Source organism: Ideonella sp. FW305-24 (genome assembly GCF_058788035.1).
Genome location: NZ_JBYTAI010000015.1, coordinates 122,267 through 137,987 on the forward strand (window position 1 = coordinate 122,267; position 15,721 = coordinate 137,987).

At 69.2% G+C, this 15,721-nt stretch carries 15 protein-coding genes and 1 riboswitch; of the genes, 7 read left to right on the top strand and 8 right to left on the bottom strand.

Features of this window, described 5'->3' with window-relative positions; genetic code table 11:
- Positions 1–27 precede the first annotated feature (27 nt).
- From fliD to fliE, 7 genes are all read right to left on the bottom strand, one after another.
- Positions 28–1,386 carry a flagellar filament capping protein FliD gene (gene fliD / locus AC3WR5_RS28500; RefSeq protein WP_492488871.1) on the bottom strand — a complete coding sequence of 453 codons (1,359 nt, stop codon included), beginning with the start codon at positions 1,384–1,386 and terminating at the stop codon, positions 28–30.
- A 120-nt stretch (positions 1,387–1,506) separates the two neighbouring features.
- Positions 1,507–1,968 carry a flagellar export protein FliJ gene (gene fliJ, locus AC3WR5_RS28505; protein WP_492488872.1) on the bottom strand — a complete coding sequence of 154 codons (462 nt, stop codon included), beginning with the start codon at positions 1,966–1,968 and terminating at the stop codon, positions 1,507–1,509.
- A complete protein-coding gene (fliI, locus tag AC3WR5_RS28510; RefSeq protein WP_492488873.1) occupies positions 1,965–3,275 on the bottom strand; it encodes a flagellar protein export ATPase FliI in 1,311 nt (436 codons plus the stop codon). Before fliI ends, fliJ begins: the two co-directional genes overlap by 4 nt.
- Positions 3,272–4,009, bottom strand: a complete 738-nt coding sequence (fliH, locus tag AC3WR5_RS28515; protein ID WP_231010084.1) for a flagellar assembly protein FliH — start codon at positions 4,007–4,009, stop codon at positions 3,272–3,274. The genes fliI and fliH overlap by 4 nt, the downstream gene beginning before the upstream one ends.
- Positions 4,009–5,052, bottom strand: a complete 1,044-nt coding sequence (locus tag AC3WR5_RS28520) for a flagellar motor switch protein FliG (protein WP_492488875.1) — start codon at positions 5,050–5,052, stop codon at positions 4,009–4,011. Before AC3WR5_RS28520 ends, fliH begins: the two co-directional genes overlap by 1 nt.
- Complete coding sequence (gene fliF, locus AC3WR5_RS28525; RefSeq protein WP_492488877.1) at positions 5,036–6,751, bottom strand: flagellar basal-body MS-ring/collar protein FliF; 1,716 nt, start codon at positions 6,749–6,751, stop codon at positions 5,036–5,038. Before fliF ends, AC3WR5_RS28520 begins: the two co-directional genes overlap by 17 nt.
- Positions 6,752–6,758: 7 nt before the next feature.
- Entirely contained in the window at positions 6,759–7,100 is a 342-nt protein-coding gene (fliE, locus tag AC3WR5_RS28530; RefSeq protein WP_211361658.1) for a flagellar hook-basal body complex protein FliE, read from the bottom strand.
- A 584-nt stretch (positions 7,101–7,684) separates the two neighbouring features.
- Positions 7,685–7,785, bottom strand: a riboswitch (cyclic di-GMP riboswitch).
- Positions 7,786–8,223: 438 nt separating this feature from the next.
- On the opposite strand from fliE, the gene AC3WR5_RS28535 reads away from it, so the two are divergent.
- From AC3WR5_RS28535 to AC3WR5_RS28565, 7 genes are read left to right on the top strand one after another with little or no spacing between them, the layout of a single operon-like run.
- Positions 8,224–9,114, top strand: a complete 891-nt coding sequence (locus AC3WR5_RS28535) for a FliM/FliN family flagellar motor switch protein (RefSeq protein ID WP_492488879.1) — start codon at positions 8,224–8,226, stop codon at positions 9,112–9,114.
- A 4-nt stretch (positions 9,115–9,118) separates the two neighbouring features.
- Positions 9,119–9,484 (top strand): FliM/FliN family flagellar motor switch protein, encoded by a 366-nt coding sequence (locus AC3WR5_RS28540; protein WP_141289237.1) that lies wholly within the window; start codon positions 9,119–9,121, stop codon positions 9,482–9,484.
- A complete protein-coding gene (fliP, locus tag AC3WR5_RS28545; protein ID WP_141289235.1) occupies positions 9,481–10,239 on the top strand; it encodes a flagellar type III secretion system pore protein FliP in 759 nt (252 codons plus the stop codon). The genes AC3WR5_RS28540 and fliP overlap by 4 nt, the downstream gene beginning before the upstream one ends.
- A 13-nt stretch (positions 10,240–10,252) precedes the next feature.
- Complete coding sequence (locus AC3WR5_RS28550) at positions 10,253–10,525, top strand: flagellar biosynthetic protein FliQ (RefSeq protein ID WP_141289233.1); 273 nt, start codon at positions 10,253–10,255, stop codon at positions 10,523–10,525.
- 19 nt (positions 10,526–10,544) lie between these two features.
- Entirely contained in the window at positions 10,545–11,336 is a 792-nt protein-coding gene (gene fliR / locus AC3WR5_RS28555; RefSeq protein ID WP_492488881.1) for a flagellar biosynthetic protein FliR, read from the top strand.
- Positions 11,329–12,492, top strand: a complete 1,164-nt coding sequence (locus AC3WR5_RS28560; protein ID WP_492488883.1) for an EscU/YscU/HrcU family type III secretion system export apparatus switch protein — start codon at positions 11,329–11,331, stop codon at positions 12,490–12,492. Before fliR ends, AC3WR5_RS28560 begins: the two co-directional genes overlap by 8 nt.
- Positions 12,489–14,582 (top strand): flagellar biosynthesis protein FlhA, encoded by a 2,094-nt coding sequence (locus AC3WR5_RS28565; RefSeq protein ID WP_492488885.1) that lies wholly within the window; start codon positions 12,489–12,491, stop codon positions 14,580–14,582. Before AC3WR5_RS28560 ends, AC3WR5_RS28565 begins: the two co-directional genes overlap by 4 nt.
- Here AC3WR5_RS28565 and AC3WR5_RS28570 read toward each other — a convergent pair.
- Complete coding sequence (locus AC3WR5_RS28570) at positions 14,489–15,688, bottom strand: hypothetical protein (protein ID WP_492488887.1); 1,200 nt, start codon at positions 15,686–15,688, stop codon at positions 14,489–14,491. The genes AC3WR5_RS28565 and AC3WR5_RS28570 overlap by 94 nt on opposite strands.
- Positions 15,689–15,721 lie beyond the last annotated feature (33 nt).

The following is a 15,721-nucleotide window of genomic DNA, read 5'->3' on the forward strand; positions in this document are numbered from 1 at the left end:
CGAGGGGAGGTCGTGGGGCCGTGCAGGTCAGCTCAGGCTGCCGAGCAGGCTGGTGTTGTCACTCATGCTCGACTGCAGCGACTGCAGCTGGGTGAACTGGGCCAGGTAGCGCTGGTAGAGCATGTTGTATTGGTCCTCCAGCTTGGTCTGGCGCGTCGTGATGCTGGCCTGGGTGCGCTGCACGCTGTCCTGCCGGCTCTTGATCAGCCCGGTGCTGCTGTTGGTCCATTGCTTGCTCAGCGTGCTGAAGGCGCCCATCAGGCCGGTCGGGGCGCTGCTGCTGTTGCTGCCCAGCAGGCTGTCGAGTCCGTCGGGGTGCGCGGTCAGGCCCTTGCTGAGCTTGGTCTGGTCCAGCGAGAGCTGGCCGTCGCGGCCGGCCGTGATGCCGAAGTCCATCAGCCGCAGCCCGCCCACGTCCTGGCGCAGGATGCTGGCCAGGTGCGAGCGCAGCGAGGTCACGCCGGAGTCCGAAGCGAACGCGCCGGCCGTGGTGGTGCTGCTGCCGATCTTGGTCAGGTCGTCCAGCGCCGATTCGAGCTTGTTGTAGGCGTCGACGAAGCTCTGCACATTGGTGGCCGTGCCGCTGTCGTTGTTGGTCACGGCCAGCGTCAGCGGGCTGCTGCCGGTGGTTTGCGCCTGGGTCACGGTGAGGTTCACGCCGGCCACCGCGGTGAAGGTGTTGGAAGCCTGCTGGATCTTCACGCCGGTGGTCTGCGCGCCCAGCCACATCACGGCGTCCTGCGCGGCGCTGAGCTGCTTGCCACCGCCGTCCAGCGTGGTCTTCAGTGCGCTGGCCGGCAGGCCGCTGGTGTCCAGCGTGATCTGGCTGCCGGCGCCGGTGCTGCCGGCGCTCAGCACCAGGTTGGTCTGGCTGCCGGAGGTCACGACCATCGCGCTGACCAGCCCGTTGTTGCCCGAGGCCTGGTTGATCGCGCGGGCGATCTCGGTCTGCGACAGCGTGCCGTTGTTGTCCTGGTCGGCGCCGGCCAGGTTGACGTTGAAGCTGCTGCCATTGGCCATCTGCACGACCAGCGGGCCGCCCAGCGAGACCGGCACGGCCGGCAGGTCTTCGAAGGCGATCTGGTGCGCGCTGGCGACCTGCTCGACGAAGACCGAGTAGTTGCCCGCCGTGGCGCCCGCGCCCGCGGTGGCGGTGGCAAAGCCGCTGCTGCTCAGCGTGGCGCCGTAGCTCAGCACGCTCTTCTTGGTGGTCATGGCCGAGAGCGCGGTGTCGAACGCGCTCAGCGCCGACTGCAGCTTGCTCAGCGCCGAGGCGGTGCTCTGTGCCTTGGTGGACTGCGTGGTCAGCTGCGACTGGGTGGCCGAGGTGTACGCGGTGGCCAGCTGCTGCGCAGTGCTGGCCGGGTCGATGGTGGTGCTGCCCATTGAGATCTCCTGGTCGATTGACGGGGGTTGCCTGTCAAAAGGCGACCGTGCAGCGGCCGGACTGAAATCCGGCGGCGACAAAGGTCGGGCGGTCGGCAAAACGCGGCATGGCGGCGGTCCTCATTGGCTGGCCGCCAGGCGGCGCAGCCAGGCCTGGTTGGCCAGGTCGTCCTGGGTCTTCTGGTCACGACCGGCCTGCAGCCGGCCCACCAGGGCCTGCTGGCGCTCGCGCACCTTGCCCATCACCAGGTGGTCCAGCGCCGCGCCTTGCAGCGCCTGCTGGGCCTGGGCCATCTGGGCCTCGTGCAGCGCCAGGTCCTGGCGGTGGCGGTCGGCCAGCTGCAGCACGGCCTGCTTGTAGTTGGCGTTGTTCAGCGACAAGGCCAGTGGCAGGTTGCCGCCCGCGCTGCTGTTCGCACTGGTGCCACCCTGGGCCAGCTGCTCCAGGCGCGCCAGGTTGGTCTGGAAGCGCTGCTGCGTCACGCGGCGCGTTGCCAGGTCGGCCTCCAGCCGGTCGCGCTCGCGCTCGCGCAAATCGGCCAGCGTGTCGAGCTGCTTCAGGTGTCGTGCTTCACGGGTCATGCCATCAGCTCCATCAGTTGTTGTTCGACCGTGGCCATCGGCGCCGGCTCGTGCGTGCCCTGGTGCAGGAAGGCTTCCATCTGCGGGTAGCGCTGCACGGCCTGGTCGGTGGCGGGGTCGGCGCCGGGCACGTAGGCGCCCAGCGGCAGCAGCTCGCGCACCTGCGCGTGGCGGGCGACCATGGCCTTGAAGGCGCGTGCGGCCTGCAGCTGTTCGCGCGGTGCGACCAGCGCGGCGCAGCGGCTGATGGACTGCGCGATGTCGATGGCCGGGTAGTGGCCGCGCTCGGCCAGCTCGCGGCTGAGCACGATGTGGCCGTCGAGGATGGCGCGGGCGGTGTCCACCACAGGGTCCTGCTGGTCGTCGCCCTCGGCCAGCACGGTGTAGATCGCGCTCATGCTGCCTTGCGGGTGCTCGCCATTGCCGGCGCTTTCCACCAGCTGCGGCAGCAGGCCGAACACCGAAGGCGGGTAGCCGCGCGTGGCCGGTGGTTCGCCCAGCGCCAGCGCAACTTCGCGGCGTGCCATCGCGTAGCGCGTCAGCGAGTCGACCAGCAGCAGCACGTGCTGGCCCTGGTCGCGGAAATGGGCGGCCACCGAATGGCACAGCTCGGTGGCGCGCAGCCGCATCAGCGGCGATTCGTCGGCCGGCGCGCACACCACGACCGAGCGCGCCAGCCCGGCCAGGCCCAGCGACAGGTCGATGAACTCGCGCACCTCGCGGCCACGTTCGCCGATCAGGCCGACCACGACCACGTCGGCCACGGTCTGGCGCGTGATCAGGCCCAGCAGCACGCTCTTGCCCACGCCGGAGCCGGCCATCAGGCCCACGCGCTGGCCGCGGCCGAGTGTCAGCAGCCCGTTGATGGCGCGCACGCCCACGTCCAGGCGCTCGTGCACAGGCTGCTTCTTCAGCGGGTTGACCTTGGGCGGGCGCGGGTCCAGCGTGTGTTCGCCGCCCAGCCGGCCCAGGCCGTCGATGGGCTCGCCCAGGCCGTTGACGATGCGGCCCAGCCAGCTCGAACCAATGCGCAGCAGGCCACGGTCGGGCACCGGCAGCACGCGGGCGCCGGTGGCCAGCCCGTCGGTGTGCTTGAAGGGCATCAGGTAGGAGATGTCGTTCTTGAAGCCGACCGCCTGCGCGTCGATCCACTGGCCGTCGCCCAGTTCGATCTGGCAGCGCTGGCCGGTGCGCAGCGGGCAGCCGGTGCTTTCCAGCAGCAGGCCGGAAGCGCCGACCAGGCGGCCGGTGGGCGTGGCCACCGGCACCTGGCCCAGCTCGAGGCGGCGCAAGGCTTCGGCGATCATGCGGCGGCCCTCAGCAAGTCGTCGTCGGCGTCAGGCAGCGAGTCTTCTTCGCTGGCGCCCAGCTGTTGTTCGATCTGTTCCATGCACGCGGTCAGGCGCTGCTTGCAGCCTGCATCGGCTTCGCGGCCCGCCGCGCGCACGCGGCATTCGCCGGGCGCCAGCGCGGCGTCGGCACGCAGCTGCAGGCGTTCGGCGCGGGCCGGGTCCAGCTCGCGGATCTGCGCCAGCTCTTCGGGGTTCAGGAAGACTTCGATGTCTTCGTCGCGAGCTGGCGGCAGCGTGGCAATGGTTTCATCCACCAGCGCCAGCAGCTGTGTCGGCTGCAAGGCGAGTTCGCAGCGGATCACCTGGCGCGCCACCTTGGCCACCAGCTCCACCACTTCCTTGCGCTGGGCCGACTGGTATTCGGCGCGCTGGTTTTTCAGCGCGCTGAGCATGGCTTCCAGCGGCGTGGCCAGGGCTTCCAACAGCGCCTGGCCTTCGCGGCGGGCTTCGGCCGACGCCTGCTGGCGGCCCTGCTGCCGGCCTTCGCGCAGGCCTTGTTCCAGCGCCGCTTCGCGGCCGCTGGCCAGGCCCTCCTGGTAACCCTTGGCCAGGCCTTCCTGGAAGCCGGCAGCCACGGCCGCCTGCAGCTGGCCGGCGACCGGCGCGGCAGCGCCGGCCTCGGTCGTCGTGACCAGCGAACGCACCTGCGACAGGGGCGGGAAGCGATGGGGGCGGGCCTGTTCGAACATCACTCGACAACCGCTTCGGCGAACAGTTGCACTTCAATCTCGCCGGCATCCACCAGCGACTTGACCTCGGCCATGATCTGCTCGCGGGCCTGCAGCACGCGGCTCATCGGCACCGGGCCGCTGCGGCGCATCGCGTCCTCGAAGCCTTGCGCCTGGCGGCGCGGCATGGTCTGCAGCACCGCGTCGCGGATGGCCGGCTCGGCGCCCTTGAGCGCAAGCGCCCACTGGTCCATCGGCACCGCCTCGATCAGGCGCAGCAGCGTGGCTTCGCTCTGGCGGCTGAGGATGAAGAAGTCGTACATGCTGACCTCGATTTCCGAGACCACCGCCGGGTCGTGCGCGCGCAGCAGTTCCACCATCTGCTGGCGGTCGCCGGGCAGGCGGTTGAGGATCTCGGCGGCCTGCTTGACGCCTTCGACGGTGGCGCTCTGCGAGCCCAGCGACTGCAGGCAGCGCTCGACCAGCTCATCGAGTTCACGCAGCAGCTCCGGGTCGATCTCGGTCAGGCGGGCGACGTTGATCAGCACCAGGTCGCGGCCTTCGACCGGCAAGGCCTCGATCACGCTGCCGGCCAGCGCGGCCGGCAGGAAGCTCAGGAAGACGGCCTGCATGCGCACGTGCTCGCGCACGATGCGGTCGGCCAGCCACTTCGGCGAGGCCCATTGCAGGCGCGCCACCTTGGGCCGGATCGCGTCGCCATAGATGTTGTTCAGCACGCTGCTGGCGATCTCGCTGCCCAGCGCCAGGTCCAGCGAACGCTTGAGGTACTGGCGCGAGGCGCCGTGCAGGCCGCTCTGCTCGCGGTAGTCGTCGAAGAAGTGCTGCAGCGCGGTCTTCACCGACTCGACCTTGATGCCGCTCATGCGCGACATCACCTGCGTGAGCTCCAGCAGCTCCTCGCGGCTGAGGCAGCGCAGCACCGCGGCCGCGGGCTCCTCGCCGATGCTGAGCATCACGATGGCGGCCTGTTCAACCGGGCTCAGCGAGATGCCTGCGGGCAGGGCGGACGCCAGGGCGTCCAGGGATTCATTGAGGCTGGGCATGCTTTTGCATCCATTGCTTGACGACTTCGGCCACGCGTTCCGGCTCTTTGCCGGCCAGCGACTTCAGGTGATCGACCAGCACGTCCACCGGTGAGCCCGGTGGCGGCAGGTCGTAGTTCTCCAGCAGCGGCACCACCGGGTTGGCGCGCTGCGCAGCCTCGGCTGGCGAGGCCAGCGCGGGGCCGGCAGCCAGCGCGTCTGGCGCGGGCAGTGCGCCGGCGATGACGGTGGCGCCTTGCTGAACCGGTGCATTCGCCGGCAGCGGGGTCAACGGCGTCAGCTCGGGCTGCGGCGCCAGGCGCTGCTGGGCGGCGCGGGTCAGCGGGCGCAGCACCAGGAACAGCAGCAGCAGGCCGCCCACGGCCCAGCTGGCCCAGTGCGTTGCGTCCAGCACCGTGTCGCGTTCCTGCCACCAGGGCTGGGCGGCAGGCAGGGCCGGGAAGGCCAGCGCCGAGACGGTCAGCGTGTCGCCCCGCTCGGCATTGATGCCCAGGCCGCTGCGCAGGATGCGCTCGACATTGGCCAGCTCTTCCTTGCTCCAGCCGGCCTTGGCGCCGCCGGGCGCGGCCGCACTGTTGAGCACCACCGCCACGTTCATGCGCGACAGCCGGCCGCGGCTGCGCTGGATCTGCGTGATGCTGCGGTCGTAGGCGAACTGGCGGCTGGTGGCGTTCTTGGTCGCCGTGCTGGCCTCGCCGCCGGCGGGTGCCGAGGCGGCGCTGGGCAAGGCCACCGGCCGGTTGCTCAGCGAGCCCGGCACACCCAGCGCCATCGCGTCGCGGTCCTTCTCCTCGCGCATGGCTTCGGAGGTGACCTTGGGCGCGGCGCCGTACTGCTCGCGGGTCTCGCTGATCTTGTCGTTGTCCACCTCGGCGGTGACGCTGAGCTTGTAGTTGTCGCTGCCCAGCACCGGCGCCAGCAGGTCGTTGACATTGCGGCGCACGTCGTCCTGGAAGCGGTTGGCCGCCTCGCCGCCCTGGCCGGCATCAAAGCCTTCGCTCAGGTCCACATGGGCAGACAGCAGGTTGCCGGCCTGGTCCACCACGCTGACGCGCTGCGGGTCCAGGCTGGCCAGGCTGCCGGCCACCAGGCTGATGGTCGCCGCGATCTGCTCGCGGGCCATGTGGCGGCCGGGCTTCAACTGCAGCACCACCGAGGCCGAGCTCTTCTCGCCGTCGTTCATCACGAAGGAGGTGGACTTGGCGACCGACAGGTGCACGCGCGCCGACTCGACCGGGTCCAGCGTCATGATGCTTTGCGCCAGCTCGCCTTCGAGGCCACGCCGGAAACGCATGTCCTGCACGAACTGGCTCACGCCCAGCGGGTCGTTGCGGTCCATCAGCTCCAGGCCGGCCGGCAGGCGGGCGGTCACGCCCTTGGCGGCCAGCAGCATGCGCACCTGGCCCAGCTTGTCTTCGGGCACCAGCACCTGGCCGCTGTCCGGGTGCAGCCGGTAGGGGATGTGCTCGGCGTCCAGCACCGCCACCATGTCGCCAGCCGACACTTTCTCGCGCTGGCCGAAGACCGGCTTGTAGCCGGCCTGGTCGCGCCACAGCAGCATCAGCACCAGCGCGGTCACGCCGGCGGTCAGCAGCACCAGCGGCAGCAGGCCGCGCGTCAGGGCGGCGAGCGGGAGCCCGCCGCCCAGGCGGCTGCGCAGGCGGGCGAACAGGGGAGGGAAGCCGGTCAGTGCGCTCATGTCCGGCTCACAGCGGCAGCTTGATGATTTCGTCGACCGCGCCCATCACCTTGTTGCGCACCTGCATGAGCATGGAGAACGACAGGCTGGCCTCCTGGCTGGCGACCATCGCGCCCACCAGGTCGTCGGATTGGCCGCTCTCCACCGCCTCGATGCGTTGGCGCGCCTGCTGCTCCTGGCCGTCCACGCCGTGCGCGGCGTCCAGCATCGCGTGCAGGAAGGAATCGCCCTGCGAAGATTCACCCGAGGCCTGCGCCGGGAGAATCGGCGAGGTCGTTTGCAGGGTATCCAGCTGGGTCTTGATCTGACTCAGGTCGGCCTGCATTGAAACCAGCATGTTGACGGTCATGAAACTGTCTTGGTATGGAATGTCGGCCCGAGGTTTTCAACCATCCAGGCAAAGCTCCGCCAAACTCGATCATCAATATCGAATGATGAAATCTGCGGAACGGAAATTGCGCGGCGCGCCTGTCTTGAAAAGATCAGGCAGGCAGGGTGCGAAGTGTTTGATTGGTTCCCAACATGACGTGTTTCTTATGTTTGATGCAGTGCATCATCCCTCAGGATTTCGGTCTGCTCAAAGCAAAGTGAAGGGTGGAAACACGGCGCTTTTCCGTGCGGTACGTCACACGACCGACACGCTTCGACCCTCGGCCTGACAGACGCGCAAGCGCTGCGGCCGCAGCCCGTCTGTCGGGGTGCGGCACTGCTGAAGTGAGCGGCGGTAGGGGTCATGGCGCGTCCTTTCCTGAGGTGACTCGGCACAGTGCTGCCGATGCGGTCGAACTCAGGTCACCCGGTATGCACGCGGGGACGCGCGCCGCCATCACACGGATGACGACAGACAAACCTGCGTGGCTGCCCCAGGAGGCGGCCACGCATGGCGTGAGCCAGGCACGAGGGCATCGCGCTTGCGCGCTGGCCCTCTGCCGGTTTGGCGGCCCCGCTATCGTGGCCCCTGGCGAAGAACGCCAGGAACGACAGACCGGAAGCTTTGCGACCCCGGCTTTCGCTCGGGTGTGCCCTAAGTTGTTGCTTCCATTCTGCAGGTGCATCACATCTGGAAACAAGGGCATGCTGCACTGCACCGAACTGTTCCGTGATGTGTTTCACAGCAAGGCCTGCAAATCTCGTGGTCGAGGTGAATGGATCGCTCACCAGCCTGTGTTATCTCGATGCACCAATCGAGGGACGTCTGTCGCATATCTGACAGAGTCAGTTAACTGCCACCCCAAGATGGGAAACTATTCACAAAGGGGCTGGATGGGTGCTCGGCGAGTATGGAATGCGCTGGCCGTGAAATAGCAGGCGAAAACCCTGCTTGTCGTCGGCGTGGTTTGGCGGGTCTGCCTCTAATATGCCTGGCAACGAGATGTCGGCCACAAGCCGGCAGGTCGCAGCGAGTTTCTCGCGCGGCGCCATCGATCTTCTTCATTGCCACAGCCGCCATGCCCTTGAACGCCATTCCGCCCGTGTCCGAGCCTGCCCGTGTTGCCACGCATGCGGTGCTGGACCCCCGCTCGCTGGGCCGGCCTGTGCACCGCCTGGCCAGCTTCGCCCTGCTGCTTGAAGACGCGCTGAACAGCCTCTGGGCCGAGCCGCTGAACCGCCGCTACCAGGCGCACTGGCATGTCGGTGGCCTGGCCTTCTCGCGCGGCGATGCGCCGGCCTCGCCAGGCCGCTGGCTGGCCTTCCGCGGTGCCGCCGGTGCCTGGGGCTGGCGGCTGGCACGCGAGGTGGCGCTGGGGCTGCTGGCCTACCGCTACGGGCTGCCGCAGCAGGCTGCGGCCGACGCTGCAAATCCTGCTGCGCCCACGCGCGAGCCCGGGCCGGTGACGGCTTCCGAAGAGCGCCTGGTGCAGCAGCTCGGCCAGCAGGTGCTGGCGCTGCTGGTGCAGTGCCTGGACCGGCCGGCCGGCACCGCGCCGCTGCAGCCTGCAGCACTGGCGGACATTGAATGCCTGGGTGTCGTGCAGCCGGACCTGCGCCACTGGCGCCTGCGCGGCGAACTGCAGGACAGCCGCAGCGGCGCCACCGGCGCGCTGGAGATCACGCTGGACGACGCCTGCATGGACCGGCTGTTCAAGACCCTGGAGCCGGCGCGCACGGAGCGCGTGCGCAGCCGGGGGGACGCAGCGAACGCTGCCCGTCCCTTCCCGCACCGACTGGGCCTGGCCATGACGGCGCGGCTGCTGCAGAAGGAGCTGTCGCTGGGCACGCTGCTGGACCTGAAGGTTGGCGATGTGCTGCCGGTGCGCCTGGGTGCCACCGATGTGCTGATTGACGACGCCCGGCTGTTCACCGCGACGGTGGCCGAGCGCCAGGGCAAGTTGTGCCTGACTACTTTTGAAGATGCGGAGTGACGCGATGAACATGAACGAGAACCTCGACCTGGACCAGCTGCTGGCCGACATGCCCGAATCCCTGGGCCTGGACGCGGAAGCCACGTCGGCAGCGCCGGTGGCCAAGCCCAAGCGCGACCTGTCGCAGATGATGCGGCGCATCCCGATCACGCTGACCCTGGAGGTCGGCAGCGCGCGGGTCACGCTGCAGGAGCTGGCCGAGCTGGGCGCGGAGTCGGTCATCGAGCTGGACGTGCTGGCCGGCGAGCCGCTGGTCATCAAGGCCAACGGCACGCCGGTCGGCCGCGCCGAGGTCGTGGTCTCCGGCGAGAACTACGGGCTCAAGGTCGTGGAGCTGAGCGCGCTGGACCTGGACGGTTTGCGCGGATGAACCGCCTAGGCCGAGTCTCCCTGCTGCTGGGCGGCCTGGCGCTGGCCGCGTCGGCCCAGGCGGCGCCGGAGCTGAACCTGCTGGACGTGGTCGCGCCCGGCAAGGCCGCGGGCGGCGGCGGCGCGATGTCGGTGAAGATGCAGGTCTTCGTCGTCATGACCCTGCTCGGGCTGCTGCCCGCGCTGTTCCTGATGATGACCAGCTTCACGCGCTTCGTGATCGTGCTGTCGCTGCTGCGCCAGGCGCTGGGGCTGCAGCAAGGCCTGCCGAATCGCATCGTCACCGGCGTTGCGCTGATCCTCACGCTGCTGGTGATGCGCCCGATCGGCGAGCAGATCTGGACCCAGGCCTTCATGCCGTTCGACCAGGACAAGATCGGCCTGGAGCAGGCGCTGCAGGTGGCCTCAGTGCCGCTGTCGCGTTTCATGCTGGCGCAGACCAGCAAGGCCGCGCTGCAGCAGGTGGCGGGCCTGGCGGGCGAGCCCAAGGTGGCCAAGCCCGAGGACCATGCCTTCACCGTCAAGCTCGCGGCCTTTGTGCTGAGCGAGCTGAAGACGGCCTTCCAGATCGGCTGCCTGTTGTTCATCCCCTTCCTGGTGATCGACCTGGTGGTGTCCTCGGTGCTGATGGCGATGGGCATGATGATGCTGTCGCCACTGGTCATCTCCTTGCCGCTCAAGCTGCTGCTGTTCGTGCTGGTGGACGGCTGGACCTTGACGGTGCAGACGCTGATCAGCAGCGTGCATCCGGTTTGAAAAAGGTGCCCGAATGCTGACGCCTGAAATCGCCTCGGACCTGATCGCCGAATGCCTGCGGCTGGTGATGCTGCTGGTCACGCTGCTGGTGCTGCCTGGCCTGATCATGGGCCTGCTGGTCAGCCTGTTCCAGGCCGCCACGCAGATCAACGAACAGACGCTGAGCTTCCTGCCGCGCCTGATGGTCACGCTGGTGACCGTGGGCGTGATGGGCCGCTGGATGGTGGTCACGCTGATGGACTACTGCGTGTCGATCTTCCACCGCGCGGCCACGCTGGTCGGCTGACGAGATCGCCGCGGCAACCATGGAAGCCTTGCTGCTCAAGCTGCCGGCGCTGGTCACGGCCTTGTGGTGGCCGTTCTGCCGCTGCCTGGCATTGCTGAGCGCCGCGCCGGTGCTGGGCGAGGCCATGCTGCCGGTGACCATCCGCGTGCTGCTGGCGCTGGCGCTGGCGGTGATCCTGATGCCGGTGGCCGCGCACAACGCCGTGGCCATCGACCCGTTTTCGCTGCACGGCCTGGCCGCCACCTTCGAGCAAGCGGTGATCGGCGTGGCCATCGGCCTGGCGCTGCAGCTGAGCATGGCCGCCATCCAGACGCTGGGCTTCGTGCTGTCCTCGCAGATGGGCCTGTCGATGGCGGTGATGAACGACCCGCTCAACGGCAGCTCGTCGGACGCCGTCTCCAACCTGCTGTTCATCCTCTGCACGCTGGTCTTCTTCTCGGTCGACGGGCACCTGGTGATCACCGGCATTGTCGGCGCCAGTTTCCAGGCCTGGCCGGTGGGCGGCGGGTTTGCCAACCTGTCGTTCGACACGCTGGCGCTGAACGTCGCGTGGATCTTCTCGGCCGCGATGCTGCTGGCGCTGCCCATGGTCTTCTCCAGCCTGGTGGTGCAGATCGGCTTCGGCTTCCTGAACCGCGTGGCGCCATCACTGAACCTGTACGCGCTGGGCTTCTCGGTGGTCACGCTGTTTGGCGTGATGATGCTGGTGCTGCTCGCGCCCACCTTCCCGGCCCACTACCTGCAAATGAGCGAGCGCGTGCTGGACATGCTGCAGCACGGCCTGAACAGCGCGGGGGCCGGCCGTGGCTGAGAGCAGTGGCGACAAGACCGAACAGGCCTCGCAGCAAAAGCTGCGCAAGGTGCGCGAGCAGGGCCAGGTGGTGCGCTCGCGCGACGTGGCCACCGCCATCGGCCTGGTGCTGAGCCTGAAGCTGGTGGTGCTGCTCACGCCAGGCTGGCTGGCCGACTTCCGCAGCCTGTTCGGCCTGGTCATCTCGCCGCTGGACGGCGACGGCGCGCTGGAGAACCTCTGCACGCTGATCTTCCCGGCGGTGATCGGCCTGCTGCTGAAGATGCTGGCGCCGCTGGCCGTCATCCCGCTGGCCATCGTGCTGGGCTCGCTGTGGCCGGGCGGCTGGGTCATGAGCAGCGCCAACCTGGCGCCGAAGTTCGAGCGGCTGAACCCCTTGAGCAACCTGGCGCGCATGGTCTCGGGCAAGCACTACAGCGACTTCGGCATGTCCCTGCTCAAGGCCTGCCTGCTGATTGCCGTGCTGCTGCACGTGGTGCGCACCAGCATGGCCCAGCACCTGCGGCTGCAGGCCTTGCCGCTGGGCGAGGCGGTGGCCGAAGGCGCTGGCCTGATGCTGGACGGCATCTTCACGATGAGCATGATCTTCGTGCTGTTCGCGGTGCTGGACATGCCGCTGCAGCGCTTCCTGTTCATGCGCCAGCAGCGCATGAGCAAGCAGGACCAGAAGGAAGAGCACAAGAGCAACGAAGGCCGGCCGGAGGTGCGCCAGCGCATCCGCCAGCTGCAGATGGCGCTGTCGCGCCGCAGCGCGCGCAAGACCGTGCCCGAGGCCGACGTGGTGATCGTCAACCCCGAGCACTACGCCGTGGCGCTGAAGTACGACGAGCGCCGCGCCCAGGCGCCCTATGTGGTGGCCAAGGGCGTGGACGAGATGGCGCTCTACATCCGCCAGATCGCGCGCGAGCACAAGGTGGAAGTGCTGGAGCTGCCGCCGCTGGCGCGTGCCATCTACAACACCAGCCAGGTGCAGCAGCAGATCCCCGCCGCGCTCTACAAGGCTGTGGCCCTGGTGCTGAACCACCTGATGCAGCTGCAGGCCTTCCACAACGGCAAACGGCCGCTGGCGCCGGTGCTGCCCACCGAACTGCCGGTGCCGGCCCAATTGGCCGACCCCGTCACCACCGAATCCCCTGAACCAGCCCCCTCCCGATGAACACCCTGACTCGCCTGATCACCGAACTGCGCCGCCAGAAGATCGCGACGCCGATGTTCGTGCTGGCCGTGCTGGCCATGATCGTGCTGCCGCTGCCGCCGCTGCTGCTGGACGTGCTGTTCACCTTCAACATCGTGCTGGCGATGGTGGTGGTGCTGGTCAGCGTGGGCGCCAAGCGGCCGCTGGACTTCTCGGTCTTCCCCACCGTGATCCTGGCGACCACGCTGATGCGGCTGACGCTGAACGTGGCCTCCACGCGCGTGGTGCTGCTGCACGGCCACGAGGGCACGCACGCGGCCGGCCAGGTCATCGAGGCCTTTGGCAACGTGGTGATCGGCGGCAACATCGTCGTCGGCCTGGTGGTCTTCGTGATCCTGATGATCATCAACTTCGTGGTGGTCACCAAGGGCGCGGAGCGCATCTCGGAAGTCTCGGCACGCTTCACGCTGGACGCGCTGCCCGGCAAGCAGATGGCGATCGACGCCGACCTGAACGCCGGCCTGATCAACCAGGAAAAAGCCCAGGCGCGGCGCCGCGACGTGGGCATGGAAGCCGACTTCTATGGCGCGATGGACGGCGCCTCGAAGTTCGTGCGCGGCGACGCGGTGGCCGGCATCCTGATCCTGGTCATCAACATGATCGGCGGCGTGGCCATCGGCTCGCTGATGCACGACCTGTCGTTCGCCGAGTCCTTCCGCCAGTACGCGCTGCTGACCATCGGCGACGGCCTGGTGGCGCAGATCCCGGCGCTGCTGCTGTCCTCGGCCGCGGCCATCATCGTCACCCGCATCAGCGATTCGGGCGACTTCGAAGAGCAGGTCGGCGAGCAGCTGCTGGCCTCGCCCGGCGTGCTGTTCAGCGCCGCCGGCATGATGGCCTTGCTGGCCAGCATCCCGGGCATGCCCTGGCACACCTTCCTGGCCTTTGCCGCGCTGCTGGGCTACGCCGGCTGGCGCATGAGCCAGCGCAAGAAGGCGCCGGCCGAACCGTCCACCGAGCTGGCGCTGCAGTCCGCGCTGGTGATGGAGCGCCCGCCCGAGCTGGACTGGCGCAGCCTGCCGGTGGTGGAGCCGCTGACGCTGACCGTGGGCTACAAGCTGGTCGGCTTGATCGACCAGGCGCACGGCGCGCCGCTGACCCAGCGCGTCAAGGGCCTGCGCCAGACGCTCAGCGAGCAGATGGGCCTGCTGCTGCCGGCCATCGGCGTGCGCGACGACCTGGCGCTGAAGCCTTCGCAGTACGCGGTGTTGCTCAATGGCACGGTGCTGGCCACCGGCGACGTGCAGGCCGAACGCTTGATGGCCATTCCGTCACCGCAGACCTATGGCGAGGTCGATGGCATTCCAGGTGTCGAGCCTGCGTACCGCATGCCGGTGGTCTGGATTGCGCCGGCCGACAAGGCCCATGCGCTGGGCCTGGGCTACCAGGTGGTGGACGTGCCCAGCGCGATTGCCACGCACCTGTCCAAGCTGGTGCGCGAGCAACTGCCTGAGCTGATCCGCCATGACGACGTGGCGGCGCTGCAGGAGCGGCTGGCCGCGCAGGCGCCCAAGCTGGCCGCCGCGCTGGAGAAGGCGCTGAACCACAGCCAGTTGCTGAAGGTCTTCCGTGTGCTGCTGGCCGAAAGCGTGTCGCTGAAGGACATCGTGCCGGTGGCCACCACGCTGCTGGAACATGCCGAGGCCACCAAGGACCCGCTGATGCTGGCCGCCGAGGTGCGCTGCACGCTGCGCCGGCAGATCGTCCAGGCCCTGTGCGGCCCGTCCGCCGAGATGAAGGCCTTCAACCTCAGCGGCGAGCTGGAGAACATGCTGCTGGGCGCGCTGAACCAGGCCCGCCAGGGCGGGGCCAAGGTCGCGCTGGACAACTTCCCGGTCGACCCGCAGCTGCTCTCGCAGCTGCAGATCAACATGCCTTCGGTGCGCGAGCAGATGAAGCAGCAGGCGGCCACGCCGGTGCTGCTGGTGATGCCGCAGATCCGACCGCTGCTGGCCCGCTATGCGCGGCTCTTTGCGCCGGGGCTGCATGTGCTGTCGTACAACGAGATGCCCGAGCAGCGGGACGTCAGCATCGTCGGCTCCTTGGGCTGAGCTGCAGGCGGCTGCCGCGCCGCCGAGGCGGGTTGCACGACACCGCTGGCCTGCCACAGGCACAGCACCAGCTCGGTTGCCGCACGGAACAGCAGCGGCGGCAGCCTTTCGGCCTGCAGCAGCCGAGGCGCGGGCGACCACGGGCGCAGGCCCGGTCCATTCAGGTCGAGCTGGCAGTGTTGCAGCGCAAGGTCCAGGCGGGCCAGCGCTGAGGCCATGGCCGGCAGGCAACGGCGCAGCGTGGCCAAGGCCTGCGCCTGGCCGGCGGCCATGCGCAGCGCCAGGCCGGTGCCGCCGCGGGTGAATTGCAGCTGCAGCACGACCAGGCCCAGGCCAGGCAGCGTGAGCAGCAGGCGCAGCGCCAGGGCTCGCATCAGCGGGGCGTGGCCTGAGCCAGGCTCGTTGTCGTGCGGCGGTGGCGAGGTGATCAACAGGTCGGGCTCCACCAGCAGCAGGCCCAGGCGCTGGGCGCCTTCGGTCAGCTCGAACTGCCAGCGCGCCGCATCGGCGAGGGTGGGCAGGGGCGTGTCCGCAGCGGGGCTGGGCAAAGGAGGCGGTGGCGGTTCCCCGTCGAGCGGCAGCAGCGACCAGGGCCAGCGGCCGGTCGCCGCCGCCTGGCGCCCGGGGCTGCGGCGGTCCGGTGGCGTGTCCACGCCGGCCAGCGCGCGCTGGCGCCAGCGCAGGGCCAGGCGGGTGGCTTCGTCGCTGAAGGCATGCTGCAGTCGCAGCGCCTGCGCGTCAGGCCGCAGCGTTTCGGCGGCGGTGCCGCGTTCGGGGGAGGGGGCTTCGGCGGGCACCGCGGCTGGCAGCGGCGGCGCCGCACGGGCCGGGTCCAGCGACCCCAGGCTGAGCATGAGCTGCGGTGCGGTGCCGACGACGGTCCAGGCCAGCGGCGTGCCGGCCGGCAGGTTCGCCAGCTCGGCCGGCAGCCGGCCCAGCTGCAGCGGCCGGCCATCCTGCGCGAGCAACTGGCGCTCGCCGCCGGGCGCGCCGGCCAGGCGCAGCCACAGCACGTCGCCCGGCCGCGGCCCCTGGCCGGTCCAGGGGCCGGCCGGCAGCGCCGCGCGCAGCATGGGCACCGGGCCGACACGGGGGGTGACCAGCATGGCGGGCGCTCCAGTGCGTGGGGTGGCGCGGGG

What these genes read in the sequence shown, in the direction of transcription:
- AC3WR5_RS28565 (WP_492488885.1), top strand. Translation starts at nt 12,489, where the DNA reads ATGAACACCCTGACTCGCCTGATCACCGAACTGCGCCGCCAGAAGATC.
- fliE (WP_211361658.1), bottom strand. Translation starts at nt 7,100, where the DNA reads ATGACCGTCAACATGCTGGTTTCAATGCAGGCCGACCTGAGTCAGATC.
- fliD (WP_492488871.1), bottom strand. Translation starts at nt 1,386, where the DNA reads ATGGGCAGCACCACCATCGACCCGGCCAGCACTGCGCAGCAGCTGGCC.
- AC3WR5_RS28540 (WP_141289237.1), top strand. Translation starts at nt 9,119, where the DNA reads ATGAACATGAACGAGAACCTCGACCTGGACCAGCTGCTGGCCGACATG.
- AC3WR5_RS28570 (WP_492488887.1), bottom strand. Translation starts at nt 15,688, where the DNA reads ATGCTGGTCACCCCCCGTGTCGGCCCGGTGCCCATGCTGCGCGCGGCG.
- fliR (WP_492488881.1), top strand. Translation starts at nt 10,545, where the DNA reads ATGGAAGCCTTGCTGCTCAAGCTGCCGGCGCTGGTCACGGCCTTGTGG.
- AC3WR5_RS28520 (WP_492488875.1), bottom strand. Translation starts at nt 5,052, where the DNA reads ATGCCCAGCCTCAATGAATCCCTGGACGCCCTGGCGTCCGCCCTGCCC.
- AC3WR5_RS28550 (WP_141289233.1), top strand. Translation starts at nt 10,253, where the DNA reads ATGCTGACGCCTGAAATCGCCTCGGACCTGATCGCCGAATGCCTGCGG.
- fliH (WP_231010084.1), bottom strand. Translation starts at nt 4,009, where the DNA reads ATGTTCGAACAGGCCCGCCCCCATCGCTTCCCGCCCCTGTCGCAGGTG.
- fliI (WP_492488873.1), bottom strand. Translation starts at nt 3,275, where the DNA reads ATGATCGCCGAAGCCTTGCGCCGCCTCGAGCTGGGCCAGGTGCCGGTG.
- fliP (WP_141289235.1), top strand. Translation starts at nt 9,481, where the DNA reads ATGAACCGCCTAGGCCGAGTCTCCCTGCTGCTGGGCGGCCTGGCGCTG.
- fliJ (WP_492488872.1), bottom strand. Translation starts at nt 1,968, where the DNA reads ATGACCCGTGAAGCACGACACCTGAAGCAGCTCGACACGCTGGCCGAT.
- fliF (WP_492488877.1), bottom strand. Translation starts at nt 6,751, where the DNA reads ATGAGCGCACTGACCGGCTTCCCTCCCCTGTTCGCCCGCCTGCGCAGC.